The sequence below is a fragment of the Achromobacter sp. LC458 genome, from assembly GCF_001005835.2.
Classification (GTDB): Bacteria; Pseudomonadota; Gammaproteobacteria; order Burkholderiales; family Burkholderiaceae_B; genus Achromobacter; species Achromobacter spanius_B.
Genome location: NZ_LBHW02000022.1, coordinates 37,760 through 64,376, shown reverse-complemented (window position 1 = coordinate 64,376; position 26,617 = coordinate 37,760). Strand labels below are relative to the sequence as shown.

Genomic DNA, 26,617 nt, shown 5'->3' with positions numbered 1-26,617 from the left:
GTCATGCCCAGCCTTAAACCGGTAAAGAAAGAGAACCTGTCCGTCAGGGTCTACAACGAAATCCGCAATGCCCTCATCAACGGGCAGTACGAACCCGGCGAACGCCTGATCATCGGCGAACTGGCTCAAGAGATGGGCGTGTCGATCACGCCCGTACGCGAAGCCATCTTCCGGCTCATCAGCGAACAGGGCTTGGAAATGCAGGCGGCCACGGCCGTCTACGTGCCTTATGTGAATTCGGAAAAGTTGCGGGAAATCCAGCAGATCCGTTTCCACCTGGAAGGCATGGGCGCGGCCGAGGCCGCGCAGAACATCACGCGCAAGCAGCTGGACAACCTGATCGCCCTGCAAAAGGATTTCATCTCCTGCACGTCCACCGATCCGAAGCGCGCCAGCTACCTGAACCGCAAGTTCCACTTCGCCATCCTGGAAGCCAGCAACAAGCCCATCTTGCGCAGCACCGTCGAATCGTTCTGGGTCATTACCGGGCCGATCCTCAAGGTGTTCCACGTCAAGACCGCCGGGCTGGACTATTCCGAAAACGAACACCGCCACGAAGCCGTGCTGGAAGCGCTTGAAGCGCGCGATTCCGAAGCCGCGCGCAGCGCCATCCAGGCCGACCTGGTCTGGGGCGGCAAGATCATGATCGATTGGTTGGTCGAACGCGAAAAAGAGCTCGACTACCGCCCTCCCGTGCCACGCAAATAGGAAGACTTCATGCTGAAGATTTTTGGCGCGCCCAGCCGCTACATACAAGGCGCGGGCGCATTGGACACCCTGGGCCAGACCGCCACCTTGTTCGGACGCCGCGCGGCACTGGTCATCGACAGCTATGTCCATGGCGTACTGGGTCCAAGAATCGAGAGCCTGTGCGCCGAGCACGACGTTGCGGTGACACCGCTGATCGTCGACGGCGACCTGACGCCCGAGCTGATCGACGCCCTGCGCGCGCAAGCCGCGCAGGCAGGCATCGACATGGTGATCGCCGTGGGCGGGGGCAAGTCGCTGGATGCGGGCAAGGCGGTGGCCAAGTCTTCGCACTGCCATCTGATCACGGTGCCGACGGTGGCTTCCAACGATGCGCCCACCAGCAAGAACTACGTGCTCTACGACGCGCATCACAACCTCCTGGCCGTTGAGCACATGCTGTTCAACCCCACCATCGTGCTGGTCGACACCGCCATCATTGCCACCGCGCCCGTGCATTTTTTCCGCGCCGGTCTGGGCGACGCCGTGTCGAAGAAATTCGAAGCGGAACAATGCCAGCGCAACGGCGGCAAGAACATGTACGACGGCGCGCCGCTGCTGACGGCGCAACTGATTGCCGACGGCTGCCTGCGCACGCTGCTGGCCGACGGCGTGGACGCCGTGGGCGCGGCCGGCACCGGCCAGCCCACGCCTGCATTCGAGCGCGTGGTGGAAGCGATGATCCTCATGAGCGGTCTCGGTTTTGAAAGCGGCGGCTTGTCCATTGCCCACGCGTTGACGCGCGGCCTGCCCAAGATCGGCGGCGTGGCCACCGCGCTGCATGGCCTGCAAGTGGCGGTCGGCCTGCTGGTGCAGCTGGACCTTGAACAACGCAACGACGGCATGCTGGCGGACCTGACCCAGTGGTACGCGCAGGTCGGGCTGCCCACCACCCTGCGCGAGCTGGGCGCGGCCGACATGCCCAGCGACGCAGACCTGACGCTGGCGGCCGAGCTGAGCCTGAAGGCCCGCCACGCCGCCAACTTCGATCATCCGCTGGACGTCGCCACGCTGGCGGACGCGCTGCGCCGCCACGCCTAGTCGCGCCTCACGCAGCGCGGCAGGCCAGGCCCGCCGCGCTTGCCGATCAGAACGCCACGTTGTCCCGCCCTTTCAGCCCCAGCTTGGCGCGCGCTTCGTCGGGCGTGGCCACTTCCAGGTTCAGCGCTTCGACAATGGTGCGAATGCGCTCGACCTGTGAGCGGTTCGATTCGGCCAGCTGGCCCGGCCCGATCCACAACGAATCTTCCAGCCCGACCCGCACGTTCGACCCCATTGCCGCACCGATGGTGGCCAGCGGCATCTGATTGCGGCCGGCACCCAGGATTGACCATTCATAGTCGTTGCCGAACAAGCGGTCGGCAGTGCGCTTCATGTGCATCAGGTCTTCCGGGTGCGGGCCAATGCCGCCCAGAATGCCGAACACCGACTGGATGAAAGGCGGCGATTTGACCAGCCCGCGGTCAACGAAATGCGCCAGGTTGTACAGGTGGCTGATGTCGTAGCACTCGAACTCAAAGCGCGTGCCGTTGGCGTTGCCCAGCGTCAGGATCGATTCAATGTCCTGGTACGTGTTGCGGAAGATCAGCGACCGGCTGTTCTCAAGATGCTCGCGTTCCCAATCGTGCTTCAGGTCCTTGAAGCGGTCCAGCATCGGGAACAGGCCGAAGTTCATCGACCCCATGTTCAGCGACGCCAGCTCCGGCTTGAACGTCGTGGCCGGGCGCATGCGTTCTTCGACGGTCATGTGCGGGCTGCCGCCGGTCGTGATGTTGATGATGGCGTCGGTCTCGTTCTTGATGCGTTCCAGGAACGGCTTGAACAGCGCCGGGTCTTGCGACGGCTTGCCCGTTTCGGGGTCGCGCGCATGCAGGTGCAGCACCGCTGCGCCGGCCTTGGCCGCGCCGATGGCGGCTTCGGCGATCTCATCCGCCGTGACCGGCAGGTGCGGCGACATGCTGGGCGTGTGGATGGCGCCCGTCACGGCGCAAGTGATGACGACTTTCTGTTTGGGCTTAGCCATTGTTGTCTCCGTCCTGTTGTTTGTGGCGCATCAAGCGCATCAGTTTTTCGTCGCGCCAGAAGCGGCGCTTGGCAAGGTCTGGTTCCGGCAGCAAGCGGCGGCGCTCGTCGGCCAGCGCTTGCACCAGCGGCGCGTCCCATGCCACGCATTCGGTTTGGTCCGCGCCTATGGACTGGTACAGCCCACCATAGCGCGCACAGTAATCCGCAATGCCGCCGGGCGCATTCAGGTCGATGGTTTCAAACGGCCCCATGAACGACCAGCGCGGTCCCAGGCCGTCCTTGACGGTGGTATCGATGTCCTCGGCGCTGGCGATGCCCTCTTTCGCCAGACGGAAGGCCTCGTGCAACAAGGCGCCTTGCAGGCGGTTCAAGATGAAGCCTTCGATTTCCCGACGCAGCCGCACGGGCTTCTGACCGATGGCGGTCATGATGCGGCTTGCCGCCTCCAGCGTATCCGGACTGGTCCACGGCGCTGGGCAAAGTTCCACAACCGGGATCAGATACGGCGGGTTGACGGGGTGCGCCACCAGGCAGCGATGGCGCCCTGGCAAGTGCTCGGTGAACTGGCTGGCCGGAATGCTGGACGTGGAACTGCCGATCACCGCGTCGGGCTCGGCCGCCGCATCCAGCTCGGTGAACAAGGCGCGCTTGATGTCGACCTTCTCGGGCGAGTTTTCCTGGATGTAGCACGCGCCCTTGACCGCATCGGCCAGGCTGTCGGCAACGTGCACGCGCTGGATGATGGCGTCGGCGTCGGTCAACAAGCCTTGCGCTTGCAACTCCTGCAACTGTTGCAGGATCAGCGTGCGGGCCTCGGCCAGCATGGCGGCATTCACGTCATGAAGACGCACCTGCCAGCCCATGCGCGCAAACACGATGGCCCAGCCCTGGCCGATCAGGCCGGTGCCGATGATGGCGGCAACGGGGGCCGCGGAATCGGCGTCCATCAGTAGAGCTTCTGCGTGAAGCCGTCCACCACGATGGCCTGGCCCGTCACGCTGCGGGCAGCCTCGCTGGCGTTGAACAACACCATGTTGGCAATGTCACGCGCAGTGACCATGCGGCCCAGCACCGCCTGGTTTTCGTACTGCGCGGCAATTTCCTCAACCGGCCGCCCCAGCGTGTCGGCCTTCGCGGCGATCACGGCGCGGATGCGCGGGCCTTCCACGGCGCCCGGCAGGATGGCGTTGACGCGGATGCCGTGCGGGCCAAGCTCAATCGCCAGCGACTTGGTGAACCCGATCACGGCCCACTTGGACGCCGAATACACCGAGCGCCCGGCAAAGCCCAGGTGACCGGCAGCGGACGAAAGGTTGATCAGCACGCCCGCCTTGGACTGCTTCAAATGGGGGATGGCCTGGCGCGCGCAAAGAAACTGGCCGGTGATGTTCACGGCCAGCGTGCGGTCCCAGTCGGCCTTGGACAAGGTTTCGACATAGCCCGTGGGGCCGGCAACGCCCGCGTTGTTGATCAGGATGTCCAGCCCGCCCAATTTTTGCTTGACGGCGGCAAAGAGCGCGCCCACGCTATCTTCGTCGGACACGTCGGCCACCATGGCCTGCACGCCCGGCAGCTCGGACGGGATGGCGGCCACTCTGGTTTCGTTCACGTCGCAGACGAAAACCGTGGCGCCGGCGTGGTGGAAAACCTTGGCCATCTCCAAACCCAGACCATCCGCGCCCGCGGTGATCAGCACCTTTTTGCCAGCGAAATCGACTTCCTCGAACATGCTGTTGTCTCCTGGTTTTTATGGGAAAGCTTGCGTTTGATCATATACGATATATGACAAAGCGCGGAAATTTCCCCGCTTTCCGGGGTACCCCGCGCCAGGGGGCCGGCCCCTTTCGCCAGGCGGAATATTGCGGTTAATTTCCTGCGTCATCGGCCGCTAAGGCTTTATTCATGCGGCTTTAGGGAATTCCCCGATTCGGCTTGCTGCGGCCCCCACTAGAATCCAAGGCGGGGTTTTTGTACCTGACCGGCTCATATATCATATATTTAAAAAAGACGGACAGCACTCAAGACAGTCCGCATCCCATACCGACAAAGGAGCGTAGACAGTGTTCAAGTTCAATAAAATTATTTTGGCGCTGGGCGTGTGTGGCGCACTGGCAAGCGGCACCGCAGCGGCCGACATGAAAGTGGGCGCCCTCTTCCCGTTCAGCGGTGCGCTTGCGCTCCTGGGTCAAGAGAGCTATCGCGGTCTGGAGTTGGCCGTCAACGAGATCAACGCCGCCGGCGGCGTCAACGGAGAGAAGATCGAAATCATCAAGGCGGACGCTGTGGACCCGACGCAGGCCGTGTCGGAAACCAAGCGCCTGATTTCGGCCAACGTGGTGGGCGTGTTCGGCAGCTACGCATCGGGCATCTCGTACGCGGCCTCGCCCGTGACGGAACTGGCCGGCGTGCCGTACTTTGAACTGGGCGCCACCGCCCACAAGATCACCACGCGCGGCTACAAGTACCTGTTCCGCAGCAACCCGAACACGGCGCTGTACGGCGTGTCGGTCGTCAACGCGCTGCATGACACCATTGCCCCGGGCATGGGGCTGAACCCCAAGGACATCAAGATCGGCATCATCCACGAAGACGGGCCTTATGGCACCGACGTGGCGGCCACCGAGAAAAAGCGCGCGCAGGAACTGGGCTACACCGTGGCCGAAGTGCTGCCGTATTCCGCCAAGACCGTTGACCTGTCGTCGTTGATCCTGCGCCTGAAGGGCGCCAAGGTCGACGTCGTGCTGCAAACGGCCTACCAGAACGACGCCATCCTGTACTTCAGCCAGGCACGCGCCGCGGGCTTCAAGCCCAAGGTCGTGATCGGCGCGGGCGGCGGCTATTCGCTGGCCGATACGGCCAAGGCCGTGGGCGCCGACATGAACGGCGTGTTCGACCTGGACTTTCCCCAGTCGTCCATCAACCCGGCCGGCGCGCCGGGCCTGGACAAGTTCCTGCAAGCCTACAAAGCTACCTACAAGAGCGACCCGCAGTCGGGCCACAGCCTGACGAACTACGTGGGCGCCAAGGCTTTCTTTGAAGCCATCGGCAACGCCAAGTCCACCGACAAGGACAAGATTCGCGCCGCCGTCATGGCCTACAAAAAGCCGGCCGGCCAAACGGCTAACGGTTGGGCGTTCGACTTCGGCGAAGACGGCCAGAACAACGCCTCCACGTTCTACGTCATGCAGTGGCAAGACGGCAAGCTCGTCACCATTGCGCCCAGCAACCTCGCACTTGGCAAGCCCGTCTTCAAGAAGTAAGCGCGACGCCAGTGATCAGGCGCTCGGGGGCGCCTGATGTTTCCCGGGACACGCGCGCCCCGGCGCGGCCGCCAATGCAGCAGCCGCGCCGGGGCCGCATCCCGCTCTAAGAGGTTGCACCATGGATATCTTCATTCAACTGGTCATCAACGGCCTGTTGCTGGGCGGCGCATACACCATCATCAGCCTGGGGCTGACACTGATTTTCGGCGTCGTGCGTGTCGTGAACTTCGCGCACGGCGAGTTCCTGATGATCGGCATGTATCTGGTTTATCTGATTGCCGCGCAATTCGGCGTCCACCCGTATGTGGGGCTGGTTCCCGTTGCGGTGATCCTGTTCGCGCTGGGTGCGCTGACGCAAAAAGGCATCATCCAGCCGCTGCTCAACGCCGACCAGCACATTCAGATTTTCGCCACGGTGGGCGTGTCCACCATCTTGCTGAACCTGGCGCTGGTGATCTTCGGCGCCAACGTGTATCGCGCGCCGGTGGAGCTGGGCACGAACGCCATCGACGTGGGCAACTTCTCGATGGTGACCGGGCAGTTGATCACCTTCGTGATCGGCATCAGCCTGGCCGTGCTGCTGCACCTGTTCATGCATCGCACCTACCTGGGCCGCGCGCTGCGCGCCGTGGCCCAGCATCGCTATGCCGCCACGCTGATGGGCGTGAACGTGAACAACGTCTACGCCATCGCCTTCGGCCTGGGCACCGCGTTCGTCGGCATCGCGGCCGGCCTGCTGGCGCCGCAGTATCCGGTGTTTCCGACGGTGGGCACGTACTTCGTGCTGACCGCCTTCGTGATCGTGGTGCTGGGCGGACTGGGCAGCCTGTATGGCGCCGTGGCCGGCTCCATGATCATCGGCATCGTCGATACGCTGGCCGGTTACTACATCGCCCCCGACCTGAAAGAGGTCGTGTATTTCGGGATCTTCCTCTTGATCCTTGTCCTGCGACCGAACGGCCTGTTCGGCGTCGGCACAGAGTGATCAGAGCCACAAGGAGCGAGACGTGTTTCCCGACTTTCGAAGCCCCAAAGCCTACGTCAGCCTGATTTTGCTGATCGTGATGTTCCTCGTGCCCGCCGTCATGGGCACGCCTTTCTGGACCAACCTTTTTGTCTTGCTGTTCGTCTTTGCCTCGCTGTCCGTGGCGTGGAATATCGTCGGCGGCTACGCCGGCCAGTTGTCGCTGGGCCATGCCGTGTTCTACGGCATCGGCGGCTACACCGCCACGCTGCTGACGCAGAACTTCGGCATTTCGCCGTGGATCGGCATGCTGGCGGGCGCGGCCATCTCGGCCGCCGTCGCCATCCTGATCAGCTATCCCACGTTGCGGCTGCGCGGGCCCTTCTTCGCGCTGGCCACCATCGCCATCCTGGAGGTGGTGCGGCTGCTGGTCATCCACGAGGAAAGCTGGACGGGCGGTTCCAGCGGCATCAGCCTGCCGCTCAATATCGGCTGGGCGTGGATCGTGTTTCGCGAAAAGATGAACTACGTGATCATCGCGTTCGGCCTGTTCCTGTTCGTGACGTGGGTGTCGTGGGCGATACGCAAGTCGCGCATCGGCCATTACCTGATCGCGATCCGCGAACGCGAGGACGCCGCGCTGGCGGTGGGCATCCATACCGTGCGGGTCAAGATCATCGCGGCCGTCGTCTCGGCCATGCTGACCAGCATCATCGGCACCTTCCACATCACCTACCTGACCTTCGTGGATCCCAGTTCCGCGTTCTCGCTGGAGCTGTCGATCCAGGTGGCCATGTTTGCGCTGATCGGCGGACTGGGCACGGTGGCCGGGCCGATTGCCGGCACGTTCCTGGTGCTGCCCATCGCCGAGCTGGCGCGCGGCTGGCTGTCCAGCGTGGGCAACGGCATGCACGGGCTGATCTACGGCCTGATCCTGGTGGCCGTGGTGCTGACGATTCCGCGTGGGCTGGCGGGCGCCTTCGGCCCCGCCATTGAACGCGGGCTGGCGCGCTTGCCGTATCTGGGCACGCCGCGCAAGAAGCCGAAGCTGGCCGACGAACTGCGGCTGCGCGCCGCGACCCGATCCGACCAGCCGGTCTTGAAGGCGGACAAGCTGTTCAAGAGTTTCGGCGGGCTGCGCGCCACCAACGACGTGTCGCTAACGCTGAACCAGAACGAAATCCTGGGCATGATCGGGCCGAACGGCGCGGGCAAGACCACGGTGTTCAATCTGCTGTCGGGCTTTCTGTCGCCGGACAAGGGCGATATTTCGATGCTGGACGCCGACGGCAACTGGGTCACCTGCAAGACGCCGGACGAGTTCGCGCACAAGGGCCTGGGCCGCACGTTCCAGATCGCCAAGCCGTTCACCGGCCTGACGGTGCTTGAGAACATCATGCTGGGTGCGTTCATCCGCACGTCCAACCGTGACGAAGCGGAGCAGATCGCGCTGAAAGTCGCGGAACAGACGGACCTGCTCAAGTACCTCAACACCGAGGCGCGCAGCCTGACGGTGGGCGGCATGAAGCGGCTGGAGATCGCCCGCGCGCTGGCGATCAAGCCGCGCATCCTGCTGCTGGATGAGGTGATGGCGGGGCTGAACCCGACCGACATCGAGAAGTCGATCCAGATGATCCGGCGCATCCGCGATTCGGGCGTGTCGGTGCTGCTGATCGAACACATGATGCAAGCCACGATGGCGCTGTCCGACCGCATCATCGTCCTGAACGAAGGCGCCGTGCTGGTCAGCGGCGCGCCGAAGGACGTGGTCGAGAACCCCGCCGTCATCGAGGCGTATTTGGGCAAGGAGTACCAGGATGCTTAAGGTGTCGAATCTGTCGTCGGGCTATGGCAAGAGCCAGGTGCTCAACGGCCTGAACTTCGAAGTGAATGCCGGCGAAATCGTGACGCTTATCGGCGCGAACGGCGCGGGCAAGACCACCACGCTCAAGACGCTGTGCGGCGTCATTCCGGCCATGCAGGGCAAGGTTGAATTCGAAGGGCAGGACCTGACCAACCGCAACCCGTACGACATCGTGGATGCGGGCATCACGATGATTCCCGAAGGCCGTCAGCTGTTTCCGCACTTCACGGTCAAAGACAATCTGCTGATGGGTTCGTACAAGCGCGCGGCGCGCCCCATCGTGGCCCGCAAGCTGGACGAAGTGCTGCGCATTTTCCCGCGCGTCAAAGAACGCCTGTCGCAGTACGCCGGGTCGCTGTCGGGCGGTGAACAGCAGATGGTGGCAATTGCGCGCGGCATGATGGCGGACCCCAAGCTGCTGGTGTTCGACGAGCCTTCGCTGGGCTTGTCGCCGCTGCTGGTGCAGCAGATGTTCGACATCATCCGCAACGTGACGTCGCATGGCGTGACGGTGCTGCTGGTCGAGCAAAACGTGTTCCGCACGCTGCGGCTTGCGGATCGGGGCTACGTGCTGGAAAACGGCGCCATCGTGCGCACCGGCACCGGCGCCGAACTGCTTAGCGACCCCCATGTCAAAAAGGCCTATCTGGGCCACTGAACTCCAGGATTCCCCTATGTCCCTACGCTGCACATTCATCGACCATGGCAAGGGCGGCGCGCCCGATTGCATGCAGGTCGCCCAACGCGACATGGAAGAGCCCACCGGCCGCCAGGTGCTGATTGAAGTGGCCTACGCCGGGGTCAACCGCCCCGACGTGCTGCAACGCTCGGGCTCGTATCCGCCGCCACCGGGCGCATCCCCCTACCTGGGGCTGGAAGTGTCCGGCACCATCATCGGCGTCGGCCCCGACGTTACGGCCTGGAAGGTGGGCGACGCCGTCTGCGCGCTGACGCCCGGCGGCGGCTATGCCCAGTATTGCCTGGCCGACGAGCGCCACTGCCTGCCCGTGCCGCGCGGGCTGGACATGCTGACCGCCGCCGCCATTCCCGAAAACTACTTCACCGTCTGGACCAATGTGTTCGACCGCGCCCGCCTGTCCGCCGGCGAGAAGTTCCTGGTGCACGGCGGCTCCAGCGGCATCGGGCTGACGGCCATTCAGCTGGCCCGCGCGTTCGGCGCGCAGGTCTGGACCACCGTGGGCAACCGGGCCAAGGCGGACGCCTGCGTGAAGGCCGGCGCGCATCACGCGCTGCTGTACCGCGACACCGACTTCGAAACCGCCGTGCGCGACGCCACCCAGGGCACGGGCGTGGACGTCATCCTGGACATGGTGGGCGGGTCGTACATCAACAAGAACATCAGGCTGCTGGCGGTGAACGGCCGACTGGTGCAGATCGCCTTCCTGGAAGGCAGCAAGGCCGAGATCGACGCCCTGCCCATCATGACCAAGCGCCTGCAATTCACCGGGTCGACGCTGCGCCCGCGTTCCGATGAGGACAAGGGCGCCATTGCCCGGTCCCTGGCGGAAAAAGTGGTGCCGTTGATGGAACAAGGGCAATGCCTGCCGCTGATCCATGAGGTCTTCCCGCTGGCCGACGCCCACCGCGCGCATGCCTTGATGGAAAGCAGCCGGCACATCGGCAAGATCATGCTGAAGGTGCAGGCATGAGCGGACGCTTTGATGGCCAGGTCGCCATCGTGACAGGCGCGGTGGGCGGCATCGGTTCGGCCATCGTCGAAGGTTTTGTGGCCGAAGGCGGCCGCGTCGGGCTGATCGATTTCAATGCCCAGGCTGGACAGGCCTATGAAAAGGTCCTGCAAAAACGCGGCCACGACGTCGCCTTCGTGCCCGCCGACGTCGCGCACTTCGACCAGTGCCAGGCGGCCTACGATCGCATCACCGCCGAACTGGGCGCGGCAACCATCCTGGTGAACAATGTCGGCATTTCGCCCAAGACGGGCGGGCGCGCGTTGAAGGTCTGGGAAATGCCGCCCGGCGAATGGGACAAGGTGGTGTCCGTCAACCTGAACAGCGTGTTCTACATGACGCGCCTGGCGACCCCGCACATGGTCCAGCAGCGCCAGGGTCGCGTGATCAACATGTCGTCGGTGGCGGGCAAGGCGTATTGCGACATCGTGGCGGCGCACTACGCGGCCACCAAGGCAGGGCTGCTTGGGCTCACCCGGCATTGGGCTGCCGAGCTGGGTGAATTCAACGTGACGGTGAATGGGCTGGCGCCGGGGCGCATCAGCACGCCGCTGCTGAAAAGCGTGCCGCAAGAAATCAACGACGCCGTGGCGCGGGTGACGGCGCTACGGCGTCTGGGCACCCCCGAGGAAGTGGCCGACGCCTGCCTGTTTTTTGCGTCCGACCAGGCGCGGTTCGTGACCGGCCAGGTGCTGGACGTGGCGGGCGGCTGGCTGATGACCTGAGCCTGTAAGCCTGTAGGCACGCCGCGCCGCCGCCCGCACTGCGGATCAGGCGCCTTGCACGCCCAGTCGGTACACCACCGTGTCCAGCCGGCTGACGCCCGCCCCTTGGAACTTGGGTTCTTTGTCGAGGATGTCGCGGCGGTCGATGATGACCGCCGGCGCCACGCCCGCGAAGATGGCTTGCACTTCACTGTCGAGCACCGCGAACGGCGGCCCCGCCATTTCTTCTTGCGGATAGTCCAGCGTAATCAGCAAGCCCCGGGCAATGGGCGATAGCTGCCCGTATACGTGGCGCACGTAGTCGCCGCGCATGTCCTCGGGCAAGGCGACCAGCGCCGCGCGGTCGTAAGCGCCCACGCAGTGCGACAGCAGCTGGGAATCCAGCTTGAAGATGTCGCCGCGGATGATTTCAATATTGCCCGCCACGTAGTGCGTGCCGTAGACGGATTCATGCGTGACCGGGCGCAACTCGTTTTCGCTGAAGAACTGTTCCACCGCCAGCTGCGACAGTTCCACGCCCAGCACGGTGTGCCCCTGCGCCGCCAGCCAGACCATGTCCAGCGACTTGCCGCATAGCGGCACCAAAACCCGACCCCCCTTCGGTACGGCCAACGTGGGCCAGTACTTCTGCAAGAGCGGCGTAATCCGGGTTTGATGAAAGTGCGTGCGCCCTTCGCGCCAGCGTTCCAACCAGAATTCTGCGTCCATGTCCTGTCTGCTCCTCCTGTGTTTCGATTGCAAGCTATACGCTTTTTGCCGGGCCGGCCGGGGCCCGGGACGGCGGCGCGCCCGGCGTACCGGGCCACCTGCGGCGCGCGCTGACGCGCGATCCGGTGCCGGGCATTGTAGTGCCGGGATAAATAAGTGACGCCAACACAGTGACGCCAGCGTCACGGGCCGGTATGCTCTGCACCAGCATGCCCTTCCCCCCTTAGGAACCGATGCCCGACGCTCAACACCTTCAGACCCTGCTTGGCCAGTGCGCGGAAAAACGCGAATCCGCCCTGGCGGAGGTCTATCGCCTTGCGTCCCCGCATCTGTTTGCGCTGGCCAGACGTATGTTGAGGGACCAGGCCGCCGCGGAAGACGTGCTGCAAGAGTGTTTCGTATCGATCTGGCGCCAGGCCGGCCAGTATCAGGCCACGCAAAGCCAGCCGATGACGTGGATGACTCGCATCGTTCGCAATCGCTGCATCGACCGCCTTCGTCGGCCCGATGTGGTGGTGCCGGACCCGGACGACACGTTGACCCTGGCCATGGCCGATGACAGCCCGGGTCCGCTGGCGCGTCTGCAAAGCAACCAGGAAGGCCGTCGGCTGGCTGATTGCATGGGCGAACTGGAAGGGCCGCAACGCGTTGCCATCGCCATGGCGTTTTTTGACGACCTGGCGCATCCCGACATCGCGGCGCGCCTGGACACGCCGCTGGGAACGATAAAGAGCTGGATACGCCGGGGCTTGCAACGGCTGAAAAGGTGCTTGGAATGAACTACCGCCACCCCGAATTGCAGGATCGCCTGGCCGCCGATTACGTGCTGGGCGGTTTGCGCGCGGGTGCGCGGCAACGCTTCATCACGCTGATGCGCGACGACGCCGGCCTGCGCCGCGCCGTGGCCGAATGGGAAGACCGCCTGCTGCCCTTGGCATTGGCCTTGCCGCCCGAAACCCCGCCCGCGCATGTCTGGAAAGCCATTGCCGCGCGCATCGCGCCGGCCCCCGCCGCCGCCCGCACGTTGGCGCCCCCGCGTGCCCTGTCCTGGTGGCGCGCCGTGTCCGCGGGCTTGGCCACCGCCGTGGTGGTACTGGCCTTCCTGATGCTCAAGCCGCCCACCGAGCCCCTCCAGGTCCGCACCGTTGCCGTGTTGTCGAACGACAAGGTGCCCGGCGCCATGGTCGTGAACACCCTGCCGGACAACCGTCTGGCCGTGCAGCCCATGCAGGACTTGGTCGCGCTGGCGGACGGCCGCGCGCTGGAGCTGTGGGCCATTTCGCCGGGGCAGGCGCCGCGCTCGCTGGGCGTGGTGCTACCCGGCCAGACCACGGTGCTGGCTCCCAGCCAGCTGCCGCAACAGGGTGACACCGTTGCCATTACGCTGGAACCGGACGGCGGCGCCCCCAATGGCATCCCGACCGGCCCGGTCGTGCTTAGCGGCAAGGTCATCTGATCAGGGTTTGTCCCAGGAAGAATTCGCGCATCCAATCGAAGGCCAGCCCCGTATCTCCTCATGACGGCCACACAAAAGGAGATCGTCATGAAATTGCTAGCCCAGATTGCCATCGCTACCTCTGCCCTGACCATGTCGCCCACGTTCGCGGCTGACGTCGTGGTGGGCGGCCAGGCGATGATGCCCACCAAGAACATCGTCGCCAACGCGGTCAATTCCGCGGACCACACGACGCTGGTGGCTGCGGTGAAGGCGGCGGGTTTGGTCGATACGTTGCAGGGCAAGGGCCCGTTCACGGTGTTCGCGCCCACCAACGCCGCCTTCGGCAAGCTGCCCGCCGGTACGGTTGACACGCTGGTCAAGCCTGAAAACAAGGCCACGCTGACCAAAATCCTGACTTACCACGTGGTGCCCGGCAAGCTGGACTTCGACGCGCTGGCGGCCAAGATCAAGAAGGGCGGCGGCAAGACGGAACTGACAACGGCCAGCGGCGGCAAGCTCTGGGTGATGATGAACGGCAAGCACAACCTGACCCTGAAGGACGAAAAGGGCGGTATGTCGACCATCAGCACGTACGACGTCTATCAGTCCAACGGCGTGATCCATGTCGTGGACACGGTGCTGATGCCCAACTGATTGGGAGCCGGCCCTGCGGGGCCGTGGTTCCAGGCCCGGCCCAAGCGCCGGGCTTTTTTGCGTTCGGTTTTTTTGCGTTCGGCTTTTTTGCGTTCGGCTTGCCCGTGGCGCGTTTTGCAGCGCGATGTGGGCGTGCTGTTGGCCTGCTCTTGGCTTACTGTTGCTTGCTGTTGGCGCGATGCTGACTTTTTCAGCCTCTCTTTTTTTACCGCGCGCCGCGCTTCCGGTATCGTAGGCGTCCAACACCCCGCCCGCTTGCCCAACCGCTTCAGGAACCGCCGACCGCCATGCTTGCGCCCCTACGCCGCCGTTTGCTTGCCTGCTTACTGGGATCGGCGCTTGCCGCCCTGGCCTTGCCCGCCGCCCATGCACAAGGCGCCGCACAGCTGGACCACGCGTACCAAGCCGAGCTGCGCGCCGAAAACGAAGCGTTGCACGCGCGCGTCCAGCAACTGCCGCCCGCGATGCAGACGCTGAACTCGCGGATATCCGCCGCGCTGCGAGCCAACGACCCGCAAGAGGCGCAGCGCGTGGCCGAAGAGATGGCCAAGCAAGACCCCCGCAACGCCGACGTCAGGCTGTTCCTGGGAAAGCTGCAAGCGCAGCAAGGCAACCTGCCCGCCGCCCAGGACCTGTTTGACGAAGCCATCAAGCTGAATCCGGACGACAAATGGGCGTACGTCAACAAAGCCGGCGCCCAGGCACAACGCAAAGACCTGCCCAACGCCCTGGCTACCGCGCAAGCGCTGACCAGCCGTTTCCCGGACTGGAGCATCGGCTACAACCTTCAGGCCGCGTTGCTGGACAGCATGGACCGCCAGGCCGACGCGCTGGAAGCCTACCAAAAGGCCGTGCGCGCCAAACCCGCCAGCGCGCTGATTCTGACCAACCAGGGTAATTTGCTGCGGCGCCTGGGCCGGCAGACCGACGCGCGCTTGTCTTATGAAGACGCCTTGCGAATCCAGCCCGGTTACCCACTGGCCCAGTCCGCGCTGGACGAGCTGCGCAAATGAGCGGACGCGCCATGATGACGCGTCGCCAGCTGCTGGCGGGGACGGGCCAGGGTTTGGGTCTCGGTCTGGGTCTGGGTCTGGGTCTAAGGCTGGGCCTGGGCGGGCTGCTGCTGGCGCCGCTACGCGCACTGGCCGCCGTGGACCGCAAGCCCATTATTCGACAAGTCTTCGCCACGCCGATCGAAGCCATTCCGATCACGGCCCAGCACGCGGCGCTGATATGTTTGCTGCGCGTGCAATGGATGCCGATCGAATCCGGCGCGCCGGGCATCGATTTCGAACAGCCGCTGCTCGGTGGCCCGGACACGCTCGCGGCCGCTCGCCGCGCACTGAAAACGTCGGACGATGCGCTGGCCATCCAACGCCTGGCCGAAGTGTGCCGCGTGGTGCCGGGCTTTGTGACGTCGGCGGGCAAACTCGCCCCGGGCCGTTACACGGTGCCGGCCGAGATGAAAGACACATTCGACTTCCCGCAAAGCGGCGTGGACGCGCAAGGCGGCTTCACGTTGCGCGCCGAACATCTGACAGTGTTGCGCGCTGCGGTGTGGCGCGAGGCCGGCCCGCAAGAGCTGCAAGCCGTGCTGCGCGAAGGCGATCGTTTCTGGCCGATGCCCATGATCGACGGCAAGCGGCCCTATGGCGACGCCAGTTTTTACCAGATCGACATGGCTCGCCTGCTGGGTGAGCCGTATCCCCTGAACGCCCGGGGCACCGCCATCACCGAAGCGGCCAAAGACGCCCGCCTGAAGAACCTGCATTACGAAACCCTGGCCGCGCTGCAAGTGTTTCTGGGCCACGCCGTCGTGCGCAAGGCCACGCGGTGATGCGCTAGACGCGCCGCATCAGGCTGCGCAGGTCGTCCCCGATCGGCACGGCGGCCAACAAGGTCAGCAGCAGCGCCAGGGGCCAGGTCGACCCGAAGCCAAAGTGGAAGAACGAGTACGCGCCCGTCACGCCGCCTACAAAAAACAGCGTGACCATCAGGCTCAGCACGATCAGCTTGCCGCGGTCTGCGCGCACCGGCGGCGTGTGCTGGGCATCGCTTTTCGCCACGTTCCAGTAAAACAGCTTGCCCAGTTCGATACCGATGTCGGTCACCATGCCCGTGACGTGCGTGGTGCGGATTTCAGAGCGCGACACCTTGGTGATCATCGCGTTTTGCAGGCCCATGATGTAGCACAGCAGCATCACGGTGCCCGGTACATAGAACCAGCGCAGCGTTTCCAGGTTGGCGCCCAGCAAGCCGAACAGCAGCAGCAACACCGCTTCCACCAGCAGCGGCAAGGCGTATTCGCTAGCCAGATGGGACCGCCGCCCGAAGTTGATCAGGAACGCGGAGCTGGCCGCGCCCGCCAGAAACGACAGCAACGCCGCCATGCCCTGCAACACCACCACGATGCCGCCCAGCGCCATGTGGTCGGCCATCATCGAGACAATGCCGGACATGTGCGAGGTGTACTGCTGGACGGCCAGAAACCCGCCCGCGTTTACCGCGCCGGCGGTAAAGGTCAGAAAATAGGCAAGGTGCCTGTTGGCTTGCGGGCTGCGGCTGACCGCCGTCAGCCGGCGCAAATACGGAATGGCCACGCGATTCCCTTCAAACGAAGAGCGTGCCTACGGCAACGCGACACACATTCTAGTCGGCGTCCACGGGCCGGCCTAGGGTTGGCGCACGGGGAAGTAGACGCCGCCCAACGCGCCGTTCATGCCGCAGTACGGCGGGCCGCCCGCCGCCTTGTCCTTGGCCGGCGGGGTATCGACCACGACAAGCGCCGCGCCCTTGCGCGACAGTGTCAGCGTCCAGCCGCCGGGGTCGTCCGCCTCGACCACCAGCGTGTCCCCCTTGACCGTCGCCACGCCGCTGGCGTCGCACAACCAGCGCGCATTCTGCGGCTGCGCGGCCTGGGCCTCGACCATCAGCTTGCCATCGGCCTGACGGACGATCGTGATGCCACCAGCCAGGTTGTCCCAGCTGCCTTCAAAACCCTGGCGTGGCGTCAGCACCAGCGACGCAAGAAAAGCGTCGCGGTATTTCAGGCGGTCGGACAAGCTTTCGACGCGCTCGGCGGCGCTGCCGGGCTCGGCATAGTCTTCGTTGCGCACGCCGACAAAGTAGCGCTGGTCTTGCGTCAGCGCGCGGGCGGTGTCGGCGTCGAATGCCTTCTTGGCCTCGGCAAAGCGGCGCGCGATGCTGGCGTCTTGCGTGGCCAGGGCATCGCTGGCGCAGATGGCGCGGTCTACGTCGGCCGTGGCCTTGGCGCAGTCAAACGAGGGCTGCGGCGCGGCGCCCGCAGGCGCGGCCATTGCCAGGGCGGTGACGGCCAGCGCAGCCAACCACGGCTTGACCGTCGGGGAAGGCATGCTGGCGAGAAAGCGATGTGTCATGGGAGGTCTTCAAGGCGGGGACGGAACGCGAAGATTCTACTCGCGCCGCCCCCGTTTCGCGCAGCTCTCGGTCGCACTCCGAACCGCCCAATGACCTGGGCGCGCCTGCGCCGCGGGTGGCCCCGCGCCGTTTACACCGCGCCCGATTCCGCCAATTGCTTGCGGCGGAACTCGCCCTGGCGCACGTGCATCCAGCCGGGATACTCGGGCGGCAGCGCGCTGACCTTGTCCAGCGCCGCCAGCTCATCCTGCGTCAGCTTGATGGCGGTTGCCGCCAGGTTGTCGTCCAGCTGGTCTACCCGCTTGGCGCCGATGATGACGCTGGTCACCACCTGCTGGTGCAGCAACCACGCCAGCGCCACCTGCGCCACCGACACGCCGCGCGCATCGGCCACGGATTTCAGGACGTCGATGCTGTCATAAGCGCGGTCGCGGTCCACCGGCGGGAAGTCGAAGGCGGCGCGGCGGCTGCCGGCTTCGGCAGAGCCGTCACGGCTGTATTTACCACTGAGCAAGCCGCCTGCCAGCGGGCTCCACACCATCAGGCCGACGCCTTCGCTTTGCAGCATCGGAACCAGCTCGCGCTCCAGGTCGCGCCCGGCAATCGTGTAGTACGCCTGTAGCGATTCAAAGCGCGCCAGCCCCAGGCGTTCGGCAATGCCCAGCGCCTTCATGATCTGCCAGGCCGCCCAGTTGGACACGCCCACATAACGCACGTGGCCATGCTGGACCAGCGTGTCCAGCGCGCGCACGGTTTCTTCAATGGGCGTCGCCGGGTCAAAGCCGTGGATCTGGTAGAGGTCGATATGATCCAGCTGCAAGCGCGACAGGCTTTTCTTCACGCCATCCAGAATGTGCACACGCGAATTGCCACGCGCATTCACGCCCGCGCCGGTCTGGCCGAACACCTTTGTGGCAATGACGACGTCGTCTCGCGCGACCTTCAAATCGCGCAGCGCCTGGCCGGTGATGATTTCCGACCGCCCCTCGGAATAGACGTCGGCCGTGTCGATAAAGTTGACGCCCGCTTCCAGGGCGCGACCGACCAGACGGTTGGCGTCTTCCTGTTGCAGGTTGCCGATCTTGCTCCACAACTCGCCTTCGCCGCCGAAGGTCATGGTGCCCAGGCAGAGTTCCGAAACGAATAGGCCGGTGCTGCCAAATTTCTTGTATCGCATGGTGGTGCTCCTTCTGCGGCGTGGCGGATCCGTGCGCCCCGGGATGGGACGCCGAACGCAACTGGCCGGGGTGCGAACAGTATGCGTCGCAAGCGGCCGCCACGCGCTGCTTGATCCTGCCCGTTTTTTGCCTGATTCTCTGGCGGGTGCGCCGGAGAATCAGGCATACGCCCGATCCTCCTGATTTTTTGCCCATTTCTCCATAGCCTATCTGGCCCCGGTTCGGCGTGCCCCCAGCGGGCATACACTGGAGCCCGCCCCCTATTCCGCCGCGCCTGTGCCGCCGCCAGGCCCGCGCCCCTCTCGGAGCCTCCATGCCTATTACTACCGAGCAAACCGAAGCTTCCGTCAATATTCCCGGCTTGGACGGTGCTTACGAACCCGCCCGCCGCGAGCTGCTTTGCACCTTGGACCGCATGACGGGCACGCTGGAGGGCTCGTTGGATACACCCATCGAAGGCTTGTATCTGCATCGCCTGTCGCAACCGACCGGCGCCAAGCCTGGTTTGCAAAAAGCCGCGCTGGCCGTCATCGCGCAAGGCTCCAAGCGCTTGTTGATCGGCGACGAGAGCTTTGAATACGACCCCTTTCATTACCTGATCTCGTCGGTGGACCTGCCTGTGGTGGCCAAGGTGTCGGTGGCCAGCCCCACCCTGCCCTACCTGGGCTTGCGGCTGGACCTGAACCCCGAGGAAATCGCCGAGCTGATCAGCGACGAAAACCTGCCGCCGCTGGTGCCCGCCGAGGCCTCGCGCGCGCTGTGCGTCAATCCCCTGGGCGGCTCGCTGCTGGACGTGGTGCTGCGGCTGCTGCGGCTGCTGGACACTCCGCGCGACATCCCCATCCTGGCGCCCATGGTCAAGCGCGAGCTGCTGTACCGGCTGCTGATGAACGGCCAGGGCGTCGTGCTGCGCCAGACGGTGCTGCAAGACAGCCAGCTCAACCGCGTGGCCAAGGCCATCCGTATCCTGCGCGACAACTACGCGCAACCGCTGCGCGTGGAAGAAATTGCGCGCGACGTGCACATGAGCGTGTCGTCCTTGCACCACCATTTCAAGCAGGCCACCGCCATGAGCCCGCTGCAATACCAGAAGCACCTGCGCTTGCAGGAAGCGCGCCGGCTGATGTTGAGCGATGACGCCGGCGTGGCCTTGGCCGCGCACGCCGTGGGCTACGAAAGTTCGTCGCAATTCAGTCGCGAATACAGCCGTCTGTTCGGCACCCCGCCGCTGCGCGACAAACAGCGCTGGAAAGAGGAATCGGTGGGCGCGGCCGCCTGAGTTCCGCTTGGGTCCCGCGCGGCCGTCATCGCGTTATATGCTCCCGCTACGTCTTAATTCCGAAAACGCGGGAAGTCATGCACGATTTGAATGATCTTTACTACTTTGTCCAAGTCGTGAAACACGGCGGCTTCGCGCCCGCGGGCCGTGCGCTGGACATCCCCAAATCCCGCCTCAGCCGCCGCATTGCCCTGCTGGAAGAACGGCTGGGCGTGCGGCTGATCCAGCGTTCCACCCGCACCTTTGCCGTGACCGAATTGGGGCAGGAATATTACGACCAGTGCCTGTCGATGCTGGCCGGCGCCGAGGCCGCGCAAGACGTCATCGACCGCACCCATGCCGAGCCGCAAGGCACGATACGCATGAGCGCGCCGCCCGCTTTGATCTATTACTTTCTGGGCGATGTGGTCGCGCGGTTCATGCAGAAGTGCCCCAAGGTGCACGTGTATTTGAAGAGCTTTTCGCGTTCCGTGGACGTGCTGCGCGAAGGCTTTGACCTGGCCGTGCGCGTGCGCTTTGGTCCCCTGGAAAACAGCGATCTGGTCATGAAGCCGCTGGGCATGAGCTGCCAGAGCCTGGTCGCCAGCCCCGCGCTGGCCCGCAGGCTGCCGCCGGACGCCGACATTGCCAGGATTGCCGAACTGCCCACGTTGGCGCTGGGCACGGAACAGCGCGAATGCCAGTGGCGGCTGGACGGGCCCGATGGCGTGCGTCAGAACGTAGCGTTCACCCCGCGCCTGGTCACCGACGACATGCTGGCGCTGAAGCAGGCCACGATGCGCGGCGTGGGAGTGGCCGCACTGCCCCTGATGATGATTCGCGAAGAATTGGACGCGGGCACGCTGGTGCCGGTGGGCGCGCCCTGGGTGCCGGAGCCGGGCGCCGTCCATGCGGTGTTCCCCTCACGGCGGGGGCTGCTGCCCGCCGTGCGCGAGCTACTGGATTTCATGGCGACGGAGTATCGTGAAAACGCCCAACGCGAATGCGATACGCAGCAGCGCCACGGCATCCCTGGCCCGCAAGCCCCGCGCCCATCGTCCGATAAATAGAACGCTGAGGCGCAATTTGCCCGACTACCGGGGTTATTGGTTGATATTTAGAATTCTGTTCATGCACTCACCGCGCAACACCGCGCACCAAACCTGAAGACATAACGGAGCAAACCATGACCAAGCCCTACGTGAAATTGGACAAGAACGAAGCCGCCGTCCTGCTGGTTGACCACCAAGCCGGCCTGCTTTCCCTGGTGCGCGATTTCCAACCGGACCAATTCAAGAACAACGTGCTGGCATTGGCCGACCTGGCCGAATACTTCAAGCTGCCCACCATCCTGACCACCAGTTTTGAAGACGGCCCCAACGGCCCGCTGGTCCAGGAACTGAAAGACAAGTTCCCCACCGCCCCCTACATCGCCCGCCCCGGCAACATCAACGCCTGGGACAACGAAGACTTCGTCAAGGCCGTCAAGGCCACCGGCAAGAAGCAGCTGATCATCGCCGGCGTGGTCACCGAAGTGTGCGTCGCCTTCCCCGCCCTGTCGGCCCTGGAAGAAGGCTTTGATGTGTTCGTCGTGACCGACGCCTCGGGCACCTTCAACGAAGTCACCCGCAACGCCGCCTGGAGCCGCATGGAACAAGCCGGCGCGCAGCTGATGTCTTGGTTCGGCGTGGCGTGCGAACTGCATCGCGACTGGCGCAACGACGTGGAAGGCCTGGGCACCCTGTTCGCCAACCACATCCCCGACTACCGCAACCTGATGGCGTCGTACTCGGCCAACCGCAAGGCCAAGTAAACCCCCGCCCGTTTTGCCAATGCAGGCCGGATGCAAAAATATTTGCATCCGGCCTGCATCCGTTTGGGCTCCCCGCGTGTAGTACCTGTACCGGCGCGCAATGGGCGCGTCGTCCACAGACCTTTCACGTTGCTGGAGACCGCTCATGAAGACCCAACGTTCGCACCGCATTCCCGCCGTTGCCGGCCTGTTCGCCGTGTCGCTGCTTGCCGCCTGCGGCTCGATGAGTTCCAAATCCATGGCTTATTCGCAGGCCAACCTGCCCGCCAGCGTCCAGGCGCCCGCCGGCAACAAGGTGGCCTGGGAAACCGTGGGCGTGGGCGAGATCACCTACGAATGCCGCGCCAAGGCCGATATGAAGGGCCAGGCCGAATGGGTGTTTGCCGGCCCGAAGGCCGTGCTTAACGACCGCAAGGGCAAGCCGGTGGGCACGTATTACGGCCCGCCCGCCACGTGGGAAGCCATGGACGGCTCGAAGCTGACCGGCACGCAAGTGGCCGTGGCGCCGGCGGGTGACGGCAACCTGCCTTACCAGTTGGTCAAGGCAAACCCCGCGATGGGCGCGGGCGCGTTGACCGGGGTGACCTACATTCAGCGCGTGGCCCTGAAGGGCGGCGTGGCGCCCAAGACCCCTTGCACCACCGCCATGCTGGGCCAGAAGAGCCAGGTGCAATACCAGGCCGACTACATTTTCTACAAGGCGAACTGATCCCGTGGGCCCGTCGCATTCCGACGGGCCCACGGCAGGGGACTACGGGTAAGATGGCGCAACTTCCCACCGCGCAGGCTGATCACGCGCGGCCGCCCTCTTCCCGCTCCCCCGCTCTCGCATGCCGAACCGCCTTGATCCGGATTTCGATTACGAAGCCGCCTTGCAGGAATGCGCCGCCGGCCGCCGGGCCGCGCTGGAGGCCCTGTATCGGCAAGAAGGCCCGCGCCTGTTGGGTGTGGCCCAACGACTCCTGCGCGACCGCGCTTGGGCGGAGGACATCGTGCATGACGCATTCGTCAAGATCTGGAAGCAGGCGGGCGCCTTTGACGCATCGCGGGGTTCGGGACGCGGCTGGGTCTACAGCATCACCCGCAACCTGGCGTTGAACGCGCTGCGCGACACCGCGCGAGAAACCGACGTAGATGATGACGCCGCTGCCGCCCTGGACGCGCGACACGCCATCGAAGCCTGGCACGACACGCGTGACGCGTTCGACTGGCGCGCCAGCGCGGGCCGCATGGCTCCGTGCCTGGAAGAACTGGAACCCGTGCGCCGCAACTGCGTGCTGCACGCGTATGTCGAGGGGCTGACGCACAGCGAGATCGCGCAACGCCTGGGCGCGCCGTTGGGCACCGTCAAGGCATGGATCAAGCGCAGCCTGCAAGCGCTGCGGGAGTGCCTGGCATGAACGCCCCGCAAGATGCTTACGACGACACCGACGAACTGGCAGGCGAATACGTGCTGCGCACCTTGCCGGCCGACGCGCGCCGCGCGGTGCAAACGCGCATGACGCACGATGCCGCCCTGCGGGCCGCCGTGGCGCGATGGGAAGCGCGCCTGCTGCCATTGACCAATCTGTCGACCCCGGTGGAACCGTCGGCCAGCCTTTGGCCGCGCATCGTCGGCACCTTGGATGCGGCGCAGGCCAAGGGCACCGCCCATGCCCGCGTACAAGCCCATGCCCGGGGACAAGCCCAGACGAACACGTCGGCGGCCCCGCGGTCGCGCCCTATCGGCCCACCCAAGCCGGGGCTGTGGGACAGCCTGATGTTCTGGCGCAGCGTAGCCGTGGGCGGTATGGCGGCGGTGCTGATCCTGGGCAGCACGCTGGCGCTGCGCCCTGCATCGACGCCGTCGGCCCCGCAATACGTGGTGGTGTTGGTGGCGCCCCAATCGCAGGCGCCGGGCTGGGTGGTGCAGGCGCAGGCCGGGCAAAGCGCCGTGCAACTGGTGCCCATCGCCGCAACGGAAGTGCCGCCGGACCGGGCGCTGGAATTCTGGACCAAGGCCGACGGCTGGGCCGGCCCGGTATCGCTGGGTTTGATCAAGCCGGGCGAACCCGTCGTAATCCCGCTGGACAAGCTGCCGCCGCTGGAGCCCAACCAGCTTTTCGAGCTGACGCTTGAACCCAAGACCGGCTCGCCCATCGGCAAGCCGACCGGCCCGATTCAGTTCATCGGGCGCGCGGTCAAGATGCTGTAGCCGGCAGGCGCGGGCTAGCGCTTGCGGCTGAAGGGATACGCTTGCTGGGCAAGGAAGGTGCCCGGCATGTCGTTATCCAGGATGCCGTAGTTTTCGGGCAGGCGATTGCCCACGCCGCGCACGGCCGTGCCGAAGATGTAGTCGATGAACGAGAAGTGGGCGGCGTAGTTCTTGTCGATGGCTTCCGTGTCCGACGAGTGGTGCCAATGGTGAAAGTCCGGCGTCACGATGATGTAGCGCAGCCAGCCCCACGGCAGCTTCACGTTGGAATGGATCAGCACGGCCTGGAAGCCGACGATGATGATGTAGGCGTCCAGCACGGCCTTTGAAAACCCCAGCACGAACAACACGCCCAACACCGCCACGCGCGTGATCAGCAGTTCAACGATGTGCAGGCGCGATCCGGCCAGCCAGTCCAGCGTGCGCGTGCTGTGGTGCACGGCATGGATGCGCCACATGAACGGGACCTCGTGGTAGACCCGATGGGCCGCGTACTGCGCCAGGTCCGCCACCAGCACCGCCACGAACAATTCCAGCAGATACGGCATCGACTGGATGGCGGCCTGTAGCGGCTCGTAGGCTGCCCAGGAAAACAGCCGGTGGATAAAGAAGTTGATGCACAGCAGCACCGCGCCCACCGACAGATGGTTGAACAGGAAATGCTTCATGTCCACCTGCCACTCGCCACGAAACACGGGTTGGCCGGGATACAGCGGCGTCAGCTTTTCGAAGATGATGAAGACCATGCTGGACGCCAGCAGGTCCAGGATGAACCAGTCCAGGCCCAGGTACGGGTGGTTGCCGGTATTGGACGTGGTCACTACGACCTGGCTACCCCCGGCGGCCACCGCGCAGCAGACCAGCACGAAAGCCGAAATATTCAGCCAGCGCTGGCGGCCCAGCACGATGTTGGCCAGTGCGATCGACCCTGACACGAGCAACGCGGAAAACAGCAGCGTGCGCATCGCCTCCACGGAATAGAAGGCGCGCAGTTCCGGCGTGGTCAGGTAAGCGGGAAAGTGGAAAGCCAATACGCCCAGCACGGCCAGAATGGCCAGGAACAGCGCGATCACGCCGCTCATCATGCCAGTGCCCGGGTGGATACGCCCGTCCTTGCTGAAAAGAGCAAAAACCTGCCGAACATTGGACGCGCGTTGTTTCATGTCTAAAAGATGACGGACCACGGGGTGCCGAGTGTATCTCCGGGCAAACCCTTTCATGTAATCAAAAGTGAGCATCAACGACATTTTCACGCCGCGTATCTGCCGGCTTTGCGGGCGGTCAATTCACACCAAGGGCGGCGGGGGCCGCGTGGTTGACAAGGCGCGGGGGTTGGCGTGTCATGGACGAGCCGACGCGTGCCGCGTCCCGGTGCGTCGCCGGTTCCCGTCAACGGGTTCCCAAGAGAGAGGCCCTAATGTTCCCTGAATATCGCCAACTCATTACGCAGATGAAATCCGAGAATGCGCATTTCTCGGCCTTGTTCCAGCGTCACAACGACCTGGACCAGGAGATTCAAAATATGGAGGACGGCGTCGTGCCAAGCTCGGGCGTCAACATTGAAGTGCTGAAAAAAGAAAAACTACAGCTCAAGGACAAGCTCTACGGCCTGCTGCGGGCCGCCGACCAGAAGGCCGGCTGACACCCCAGCTTTGGGCGCTACATCAGCTCAAGCCCCGCCCCCCGCACGATGACCGCGTACTTGGCCATTTCAGAACGGAAGTACGCCGCCGTCTGCTCGGGGGGCATCAGCAAGATCTTGTTGTTCTGGGTGGCCATGGCCTGTTTGACCTCGGGCGCGTTGAACGCCCGCCCCAATGCGTCGTAGACGCGCCGCACATCGGCCGCCGGCAGCTTTGCCGGCCCCGCTGCCGCGAACCAGCCGCCTATCTCGTAGTCAACCAGGCCCTGCTCGCGCGCGGTGGCAAGATCCGGCAATGCCTCCATCCGTTCGCCCCCACAGGCAGCCAGCGCCTTGAGCGCCCCGCTTTTGATCTGCGGCAGGACCGACGGCAGCGACAACACCCCGAAATCCACCTGCCCGCCGATCAGGTCCGCCATCATGGGCCCCACGCCCTTGTACGGAATATGGCGCGCCCTGACGCCCGCCTGCTGCACGTACATTTCCGCCGCCAGATGCAGGATCGTGCCATTGCCCGACGACGCGTAGTTGTAGCGGCCGGGTTCCCGCGACAACAATGCCGTCAGATCCTTCAGGTTGTTGGCCGTGATGTTCTTCGGGTTGGCCACCAACAGGAACGGCGTCATGCCCACCATGCTGATCGGGGTGATGTCCGCCAGCGGATCGAACGGCAAGGACTTATAGACGCTGGGAAAAATCACATGGTTGTTCGACACCATGCTCAGCGTGTAGCCGTCGGGCGCCGACCGCACCAACGCCGACGTACCGACGATGCCGCCCGCGCCCGGCTGGTTTTCCACCACCACCGTGTGGCCCAGCGCCGACGACAAAGCCGGGCCGGCCGAGCGCGTGATCGTGTCGACGCCAGAGCCCACGCCTACCGGCAGGATGAACTTCACGGGCCGGTCCGATTGCGCGCGCCCCAGGCCCGGCACGGCCAGCATCGCGGCGCCCAGCGCCCCCAATAGTTGTCGGCGGCTCCAACCCGCGCGTTGATCGTTCATGTCTGTCTCCTGGTTGTTTTTTATTGCCGTTC

The 26,617-nt window shown here is 64.7% G+C and carries 28 protein-coding genes and 1 pseudogene; 20 read left to right on the top strand and 9 right to left on the bottom strand.

All coding sequences use genetic code 11. From position 1 onward, the window contains the following. Nucleotides 1–3: 3 nt before the first annotated feature. Nucleotides 4–708 (top strand): GntR family transcriptional regulator, encoded by a 705-nt coding sequence (locus YH64_RS18700; RefSeq protein ID WP_046806190.1) that lies wholly within the window; start codon nucleotides 4–6, stop codon nucleotides 706–708. Between the two features lie 9 nt (nucleotides 709–717). Then, nucleotides 718–1,788: a glycerol dehydrogenase gene (locus tag YH64_RS18695; RefSeq protein ID WP_046806191.1), complete on the top strand. Its 1,071-nt coding sequence runs from the start codon at nucleotides 718–720 to the stop codon at nucleotides 1,786–1,788. Between the two features lie 46 nt (nucleotides 1,789–1,834). Here the strand turns inward: YH64_RS18695 and YH64_RS18690 are convergent, their stop codons facing one another. The 3 genes from YH64_RS18690 to YH64_RS18680 are packed head-to-tail and all read right to left on the bottom strand — an operon-like array spanning nucleotide 1,835 to nucleotide 4,501. Further along, nucleotides 1,835–2,770 (bottom strand): 3-keto-5-aminohexanoate cleavage protein, encoded by a 936-nt coding sequence (locus YH64_RS18690; protein ID WP_046806192.1) that lies wholly within the window; start codon nucleotides 2,768–2,770, stop codon nucleotides 1,835–1,837. Further along, the gene (locus YH64_RS18685; RefSeq protein WP_046806193.1) at nucleotides 2,763–3,719 is read right to left on the bottom strand and encodes a 3-hydroxyacyl-CoA dehydrogenase; all 957 of its coding nucleotides are present in this window, start codon (nucleotides 3,717–3,719) and stop codon (nucleotides 2,763–2,765) included. The genes YH64_RS18690 and YH64_RS18685 overlap by 8 nt, the downstream gene beginning before the upstream one ends. Continuing rightward, on the bottom strand, nucleotides 3,719–4,501 hold the full coding sequence (locus YH64_RS18680; RefSeq protein ID WP_046806194.1) for an SDR family oxidoreductase: 783 nt from the start codon (nucleotides 4,499–4,501) through the stop codon (nucleotides 3,719–3,721). Before YH64_RS18680 ends, YH64_RS18685 begins: the two co-directional genes overlap by 1 nt. Before the next feature lie 331 nt (nucleotides 4,502–4,832). On the opposite strand from YH64_RS18680, the gene YH64_RS18675 reads away from it, so the two are divergent. The 6 genes from YH64_RS18675 (at nucleotide 4,833) to YH64_RS18650 (ending at nucleotide 11,297) form a co-directional block, all read left to right on the top strand. After that, nucleotides 4,833–6,032, top strand: coding sequence for an ABC transporter substrate-binding protein (locus YH64_RS18675; RefSeq protein WP_046806195.1), 1,200 nt, complete (start codon nucleotides 4,833–4,835; stop codon nucleotides 6,030–6,032). A gap of 121 nt (nucleotides 6,033–6,153) precedes the next feature. Beyond that, nucleotides 6,154–7,020: a branched-chain amino acid ABC transporter permease gene (locus YH64_RS18670; protein ID WP_046806196.1), complete on the top strand. Its 867-nt coding sequence runs from the start codon at nucleotides 6,154–6,156 to the stop codon at nucleotides 7,018–7,020. Nucleotides 7,021–7,042: 22 nt separating this feature from the next. Beyond that, nucleotides 7,043–8,824, top strand: coding sequence for an ATP-binding cassette domain-containing protein (locus YH64_RS18665; RefSeq protein ID WP_046806197.1), 1,782 nt, complete (start codon nucleotides 7,043–7,045; stop codon nucleotides 8,822–8,824). Next, the gene (locus YH64_RS18660) at nucleotides 8,817–9,521 is read left to right on the top strand and encodes an ABC transporter ATP-binding protein (protein WP_046806198.1); all 705 of its coding nucleotides are present in this window, start codon (nucleotides 8,817–8,819) and stop codon (nucleotides 9,519–9,521) included. Before YH64_RS18665 ends, YH64_RS18660 begins: the two co-directional genes overlap by 8 nt. 16 nt (nucleotides 9,522–9,537) lie before the next feature. Next, entirely contained in the window at nucleotides 9,538–10,533 is a 996-nt protein-coding gene (locus YH64_RS18655; RefSeq protein WP_046806199.1) for an NAD(P)H-quinone oxidoreductase, read from the top strand. Beyond that, on the top strand, nucleotides 10,530–11,297 hold the full coding sequence (locus YH64_RS18650) for an SDR family NAD(P)-dependent oxidoreductase (protein WP_046806200.1): 768 nt from the start codon (nucleotides 10,530–10,532) through the stop codon (nucleotides 11,295–11,297). The genes YH64_RS18655 and YH64_RS18650 overlap by 4 nt, the downstream gene beginning before the upstream one ends. Before the next feature lie 45 nt (nucleotides 11,298–11,342). Here YH64_RS18650 and YH64_RS18645 read toward each other — a convergent pair whose 3' ends face one another. Then, nucleotides 11,343–12,005 carry a thiopurine S-methyltransferase gene (locus YH64_RS18645; protein WP_046806201.1) on the bottom strand — a complete coding sequence of 221 codons (663 nt, stop codon included), beginning with the start codon at nucleotides 12,003–12,005 and terminating at the stop codon, nucleotides 11,343–11,345. Nucleotides 12,006–12,238: 233 nt separating this feature from the next. Between YH64_RS18645 and YH64_RS18640 the strand changes: the two genes are divergently transcribed. The 5 genes from YH64_RS18640 (at nucleotide 12,239) to YH64_RS18620 (ending at nucleotide 15,934) form a co-directional block, all read left to right on the top strand. Continuing rightward, complete coding sequence (locus tag YH64_RS18640; RefSeq protein ID WP_046806202.1) at nucleotides 12,239–12,784, top strand: sigma-70 family RNA polymerase sigma factor; 546 nt, start codon at nucleotides 12,239–12,241, stop codon at nucleotides 12,782–12,784. After that, nucleotides 12,781–13,461 (top strand): anti-sigma factor domain-containing protein, encoded by a 681-nt coding sequence (locus YH64_RS18635; RefSeq protein WP_046806203.1) that lies wholly within the window; start codon nucleotides 12,781–12,783, stop codon nucleotides 13,459–13,461. Before YH64_RS18640 ends, YH64_RS18635 begins: the two co-directional genes overlap by 4 nt. Before the next feature lie 87 nt (nucleotides 13,462–13,548). Further along, complete coding sequence (locus YH64_RS18630; protein WP_046806204.1) at nucleotides 13,549–14,097, top strand: fasciclin domain-containing protein; 549 nt, start codon at nucleotides 13,549–13,551, stop codon at nucleotides 14,095–14,097. Between the two features lie 287 nt (nucleotides 14,098–14,384). Beyond that, nucleotides 14,385–15,110, top strand: a complete 726-nt coding sequence (locus YH64_RS18625) for a tetratricopeptide repeat protein (protein WP_046806205.1) — start codon at nucleotides 14,385–14,387, stop codon at nucleotides 15,108–15,110. Beyond that, nucleotides 15,107–15,934, top strand: a complete 828-nt coding sequence (locus YH64_RS18620; RefSeq protein WP_143215438.1) for a hypothetical protein — start codon at nucleotides 15,107–15,109, stop codon at nucleotides 15,932–15,934. The genes YH64_RS18625 and YH64_RS18620 overlap by 4 nt, the downstream gene beginning before the upstream one ends. A gap of 10 nt (nucleotides 15,935–15,944) precedes the next feature. Here YH64_RS18620 and YH64_RS18615 read toward each other — a convergent pair. From YH64_RS18615 to YH64_RS18605, 3 genes and pseudogenes are all read right to left on the bottom strand, one after another. Beyond that, nucleotides 15,945–16,697, bottom strand: a pseudogene (locus YH64_RS18615) (YoaK family protein); the annotation flags it as partial. Nucleotides 16,698–16,769: 72 nt separating this feature from the next. Then, nucleotides 16,770–17,495, bottom strand: coding sequence for a lysozyme inhibitor LprI family protein (locus tag YH64_RS18610; RefSeq protein WP_052946072.1), 726 nt, complete (start codon nucleotides 17,493–17,495; stop codon nucleotides 16,770–16,772). Nucleotides 17,496–17,626: 131 nt separating this feature from the next. Continuing rightward, nucleotides 17,627–18,673, bottom strand: coding sequence for an aldo/keto reductase (locus tag YH64_RS18605; protein ID WP_046806207.1), 1,047 nt, complete (start codon nucleotides 18,671–18,673; stop codon nucleotides 17,627–17,629). A gap of 314 nt (nucleotides 18,674–18,987) precedes the next feature. Here YH64_RS18605 and YH64_RS18600 point away from each other — a divergent pair, with 314 nt between their 5' ends. The 6 genes from YH64_RS18600 to YH64_RS18575 all read left to right on the top strand — a co-directional run bounded on the left by YH64_RS18600 (nucleotide 18,988) and on the right by YH64_RS18575 (nucleotide 23,939). Then, on the top strand, nucleotides 18,988–19,953 hold the full coding sequence (locus tag YH64_RS18600) for an AraC family transcriptional regulator (protein ID WP_046806208.1): 966 nt from the start codon (nucleotides 18,988–18,990) through the stop codon (nucleotides 19,951–19,953). 77 nt (nucleotides 19,954–20,030) lie between these two features. Next, nucleotides 20,031–21,002, top strand: a complete 972-nt coding sequence (locus YH64_RS18595; protein ID WP_046806209.1) for a LysR substrate-binding domain-containing protein — start codon at nucleotides 20,031–20,033, stop codon at nucleotides 21,000–21,002. A 116-nt stretch (nucleotides 21,003–21,118) separates the two neighbouring features. Continuing rightward, nucleotides 21,119–21,745: an isochorismate family cysteine hydrolase YcaC gene (gene ycaC, locus YH64_RS18590; RefSeq protein WP_046806210.1), complete on the top strand. Its 627-nt coding sequence runs from the start codon at nucleotides 21,119–21,121 to the stop codon at nucleotides 21,743–21,745. A 145-nt stretch (nucleotides 21,746–21,890) separates the two neighbouring features. After that, nucleotides 21,891–22,454 carry a DUF3455 domain-containing protein gene (locus YH64_RS18585; protein ID WP_046806211.1) on the top strand — a complete coding sequence of 188 codons (564 nt, stop codon included), beginning with the start codon at nucleotides 21,891–21,893 and terminating at the stop codon, nucleotides 22,452–22,454. A 121-nt stretch (nucleotides 22,455–22,575) separates the two neighbouring features. Then, the gene (locus YH64_RS18580; protein WP_046806212.1) at nucleotides 22,576–23,145 is read left to right on the top strand and encodes a sigma-70 family RNA polymerase sigma factor; all 570 of its coding nucleotides are present in this window, start codon (nucleotides 22,576–22,578) and stop codon (nucleotides 23,143–23,145) included. Beyond that, nucleotides 23,142–23,939 carry an anti-sigma factor domain-containing protein gene (locus tag YH64_RS18575; protein WP_046806213.1) on the top strand — a complete coding sequence of 266 codons (798 nt, stop codon included), beginning with the start codon at nucleotides 23,142–23,144 and terminating at the stop codon, nucleotides 23,937–23,939. Before YH64_RS18580 ends, YH64_RS18575 begins: the two co-directional genes overlap by 4 nt. Nucleotides 23,940–23,953: 14 nt before the next feature. Here the strand turns inward: YH64_RS18575 and YH64_RS18570 are convergent, their stop codons facing one another. After that, nucleotides 23,954–25,102 (bottom strand): sterol desaturase family protein, encoded by a 1,149-nt coding sequence (locus YH64_RS18570; protein ID WP_046806214.1) that lies wholly within the window; start codon nucleotides 25,100–25,102, stop codon nucleotides 23,954–23,956. Between the two features lie 254 nt (nucleotides 25,103–25,356). On the opposite strand from YH64_RS18570, the gene YH64_RS18565 reads away from it, so the two are divergent. Beyond that, nucleotides 25,357–25,581 (top strand): YdcH family protein, encoded by a 225-nt coding sequence (locus tag YH64_RS18565; protein WP_046806215.1) that lies wholly within the window; start codon nucleotides 25,357–25,359, stop codon nucleotides 25,579–25,581. A 17-nt stretch (nucleotides 25,582–25,598) separates the two neighbouring features. On the opposite strand, the gene YH64_RS18560 is transcribed toward YH64_RS18565, so the two are convergent. Then, nucleotides 25,599–26,585 (bottom strand): tripartite tricarboxylate transporter substrate binding protein, encoded by a 987-nt coding sequence (locus tag YH64_RS18560; protein ID WP_046806216.1) that lies wholly within the window; start codon nucleotides 26,583–26,585, stop codon nucleotides 25,599–25,601. Nucleotides 26,586–26,617: the final 32 nt, after the last annotated feature.

Bases quoted from the DNA above. Each gene is read 5' to 3' on its own strand.
- YH64_RS18560 (WP_046806216.1), bottom strand. From the start codon at position 26,585: ATGAACGATCAACGCGCGGGTTGGAGCCGCCGACAACTATTGGGGGCG.
- YH64_RS18640 (WP_046806202.1), top strand. From the start codon at position 12,239: ATGCCCGACGCTCAACACCTTCAGACCCTGCTTGGCCAGTGCGCGGAA.
- YH64_RS18610 (WP_052946072.1), bottom strand. From the start codon at position 17,495: ATGACACATCGCTTTCTCGCCAGCATGCCTTCCCCGACGGTCAAGCCG.
- YH64_RS18655 (WP_046806199.1), top strand. From the start codon at position 9,538: ATGTCCCTACGCTGCACATTCATCGACCATGGCAAGGGCGGCGCGCCC.
- YH64_RS18670 (WP_046806196.1), top strand. From the start codon at position 6,154: ATGGATATCTTCATTCAACTGGTCATCAACGGCCTGTTGCTGGGCGGC.
- YH64_RS18680 (WP_046806194.1), bottom strand. From the start codon at position 4,501: ATGTTCGAGGAAGTCGATTTCGCTGGCAAAAAGGTGCTGATCACCGCG.
- YH64_RS18700 (WP_046806190.1), top strand. From the start codon at position 4: ATGCCCAGCCTTAAACCGGTAAAGAAAGAGAACCTGTCCGTCAGGGTC.
- YH64_RS18695 (WP_046806191.1), top strand. From the start codon at position 718: ATGCTGAAGATTTTTGGCGCGCCCAGCCGCTACATACAAGGCGCGGGC.
- YH64_RS18580 (WP_046806212.1), top strand. From the start codon at position 22,576: ATGCCGAACCGCCTTGATCCGGATTTCGATTACGAAGCCGCCTTGCAG.
- YH64_RS18620 (WP_143215438.1), top strand. From the start codon at position 15,107: ATGAGCGGACGCGCCATGATGACGCGTCGCCAGCTGCTGGCGGGGACG.
- ycaC (WP_046806210.1), top strand. From the start codon at position 21,119: ATGACCAAGCCCTACGTGAAATTGGACAAGAACGAAGCCGCCGTCCTG.
- YH64_RS18685 (WP_046806193.1), bottom strand. From the start codon at position 3,719: ATGGACGCCGATTCCGCGGCCCCCGTTGCCGCCATCATCGGCACCGGC.
- YH64_RS18600 (WP_046806208.1), top strand. From the start codon at position 18,988: ATGCCTATTACTACCGAGCAAACCGAAGCTTCCGTCAATATTCCCGGC.
- YH64_RS18660 (WP_046806198.1), top strand. From the start codon at position 8,817: ATGCTTAAGGTGTCGAATCTGTCGTCGGGCTATGGCAAGAGCCAGGTG.
- YH64_RS18625 (WP_046806205.1), top strand. From the start codon at position 14,385: ATGCTTGCGCCCCTACGCCGCCGTTTGCTTGCCTGCTTACTGGGATCG.
- YH64_RS18565 (WP_046806215.1), top strand. From the start codon at position 25,357: ATGTTCCCTGAATATCGCCAACTCATTACGCAGATGAAATCCGAGAAT.
- YH64_RS18570 (WP_046806214.1), bottom strand. From the start codon at position 25,102: ATGAAACAACGCGCGTCCAATGTTCGGCAGGTTTTTGCTCTTTTCAGC.
- YH64_RS18595 (WP_046806209.1), top strand. From the start codon at position 20,031: ATGCACGATTTGAATGATCTTTACTACTTTGTCCAAGTCGTGAAACAC.
- YH64_RS18690 (WP_046806192.1), bottom strand. From the start codon at position 2,770: ATGGCTAAGCCCAAACAGAAAGTCGTCATCACTTGCGCCGTGACGGGC.
- YH64_RS18605 (WP_046806207.1), bottom strand. From the start codon at position 18,673: ATGCGATACAAGAAATTTGGCAGCACCGGCCTATTCGTTTCGGAACTC.
- YH64_RS18630 (WP_046806204.1), top strand. From the start codon at position 13,549: ATGAAATTGCTAGCCCAGATTGCCATCGCTACCTCTGCCCTGACCATG.
- YH64_RS18645 (WP_046806201.1), bottom strand. From the start codon at position 12,005: ATGGACGCAGAATTCTGGTTGGAACGCTGGCGCGAAGGGCGCACGCAC.
- YH64_RS18635 (WP_046806203.1), top strand. From the start codon at position 12,781: ATGAACTACCGCCACCCCGAATTGCAGGATCGCCTGGCCGCCGATTAC.
- YH64_RS18650 (WP_046806200.1), top strand. From the start codon at position 10,530: ATGAGCGGACGCTTTGATGGCCAGGTCGCCATCGTGACAGGCGCGGTG.
- YH64_RS18575 (WP_046806213.1), top strand. From the start codon at position 23,142: ATGAACGCCCCGCAAGATGCTTACGACGACACCGACGAACTGGCAGGC.
- YH64_RS18585 (WP_046806211.1), top strand. From the start codon at position 21,891: ATGAAGACCCAACGTTCGCACCGCATTCCCGCCGTTGCCGGCCTGTTC.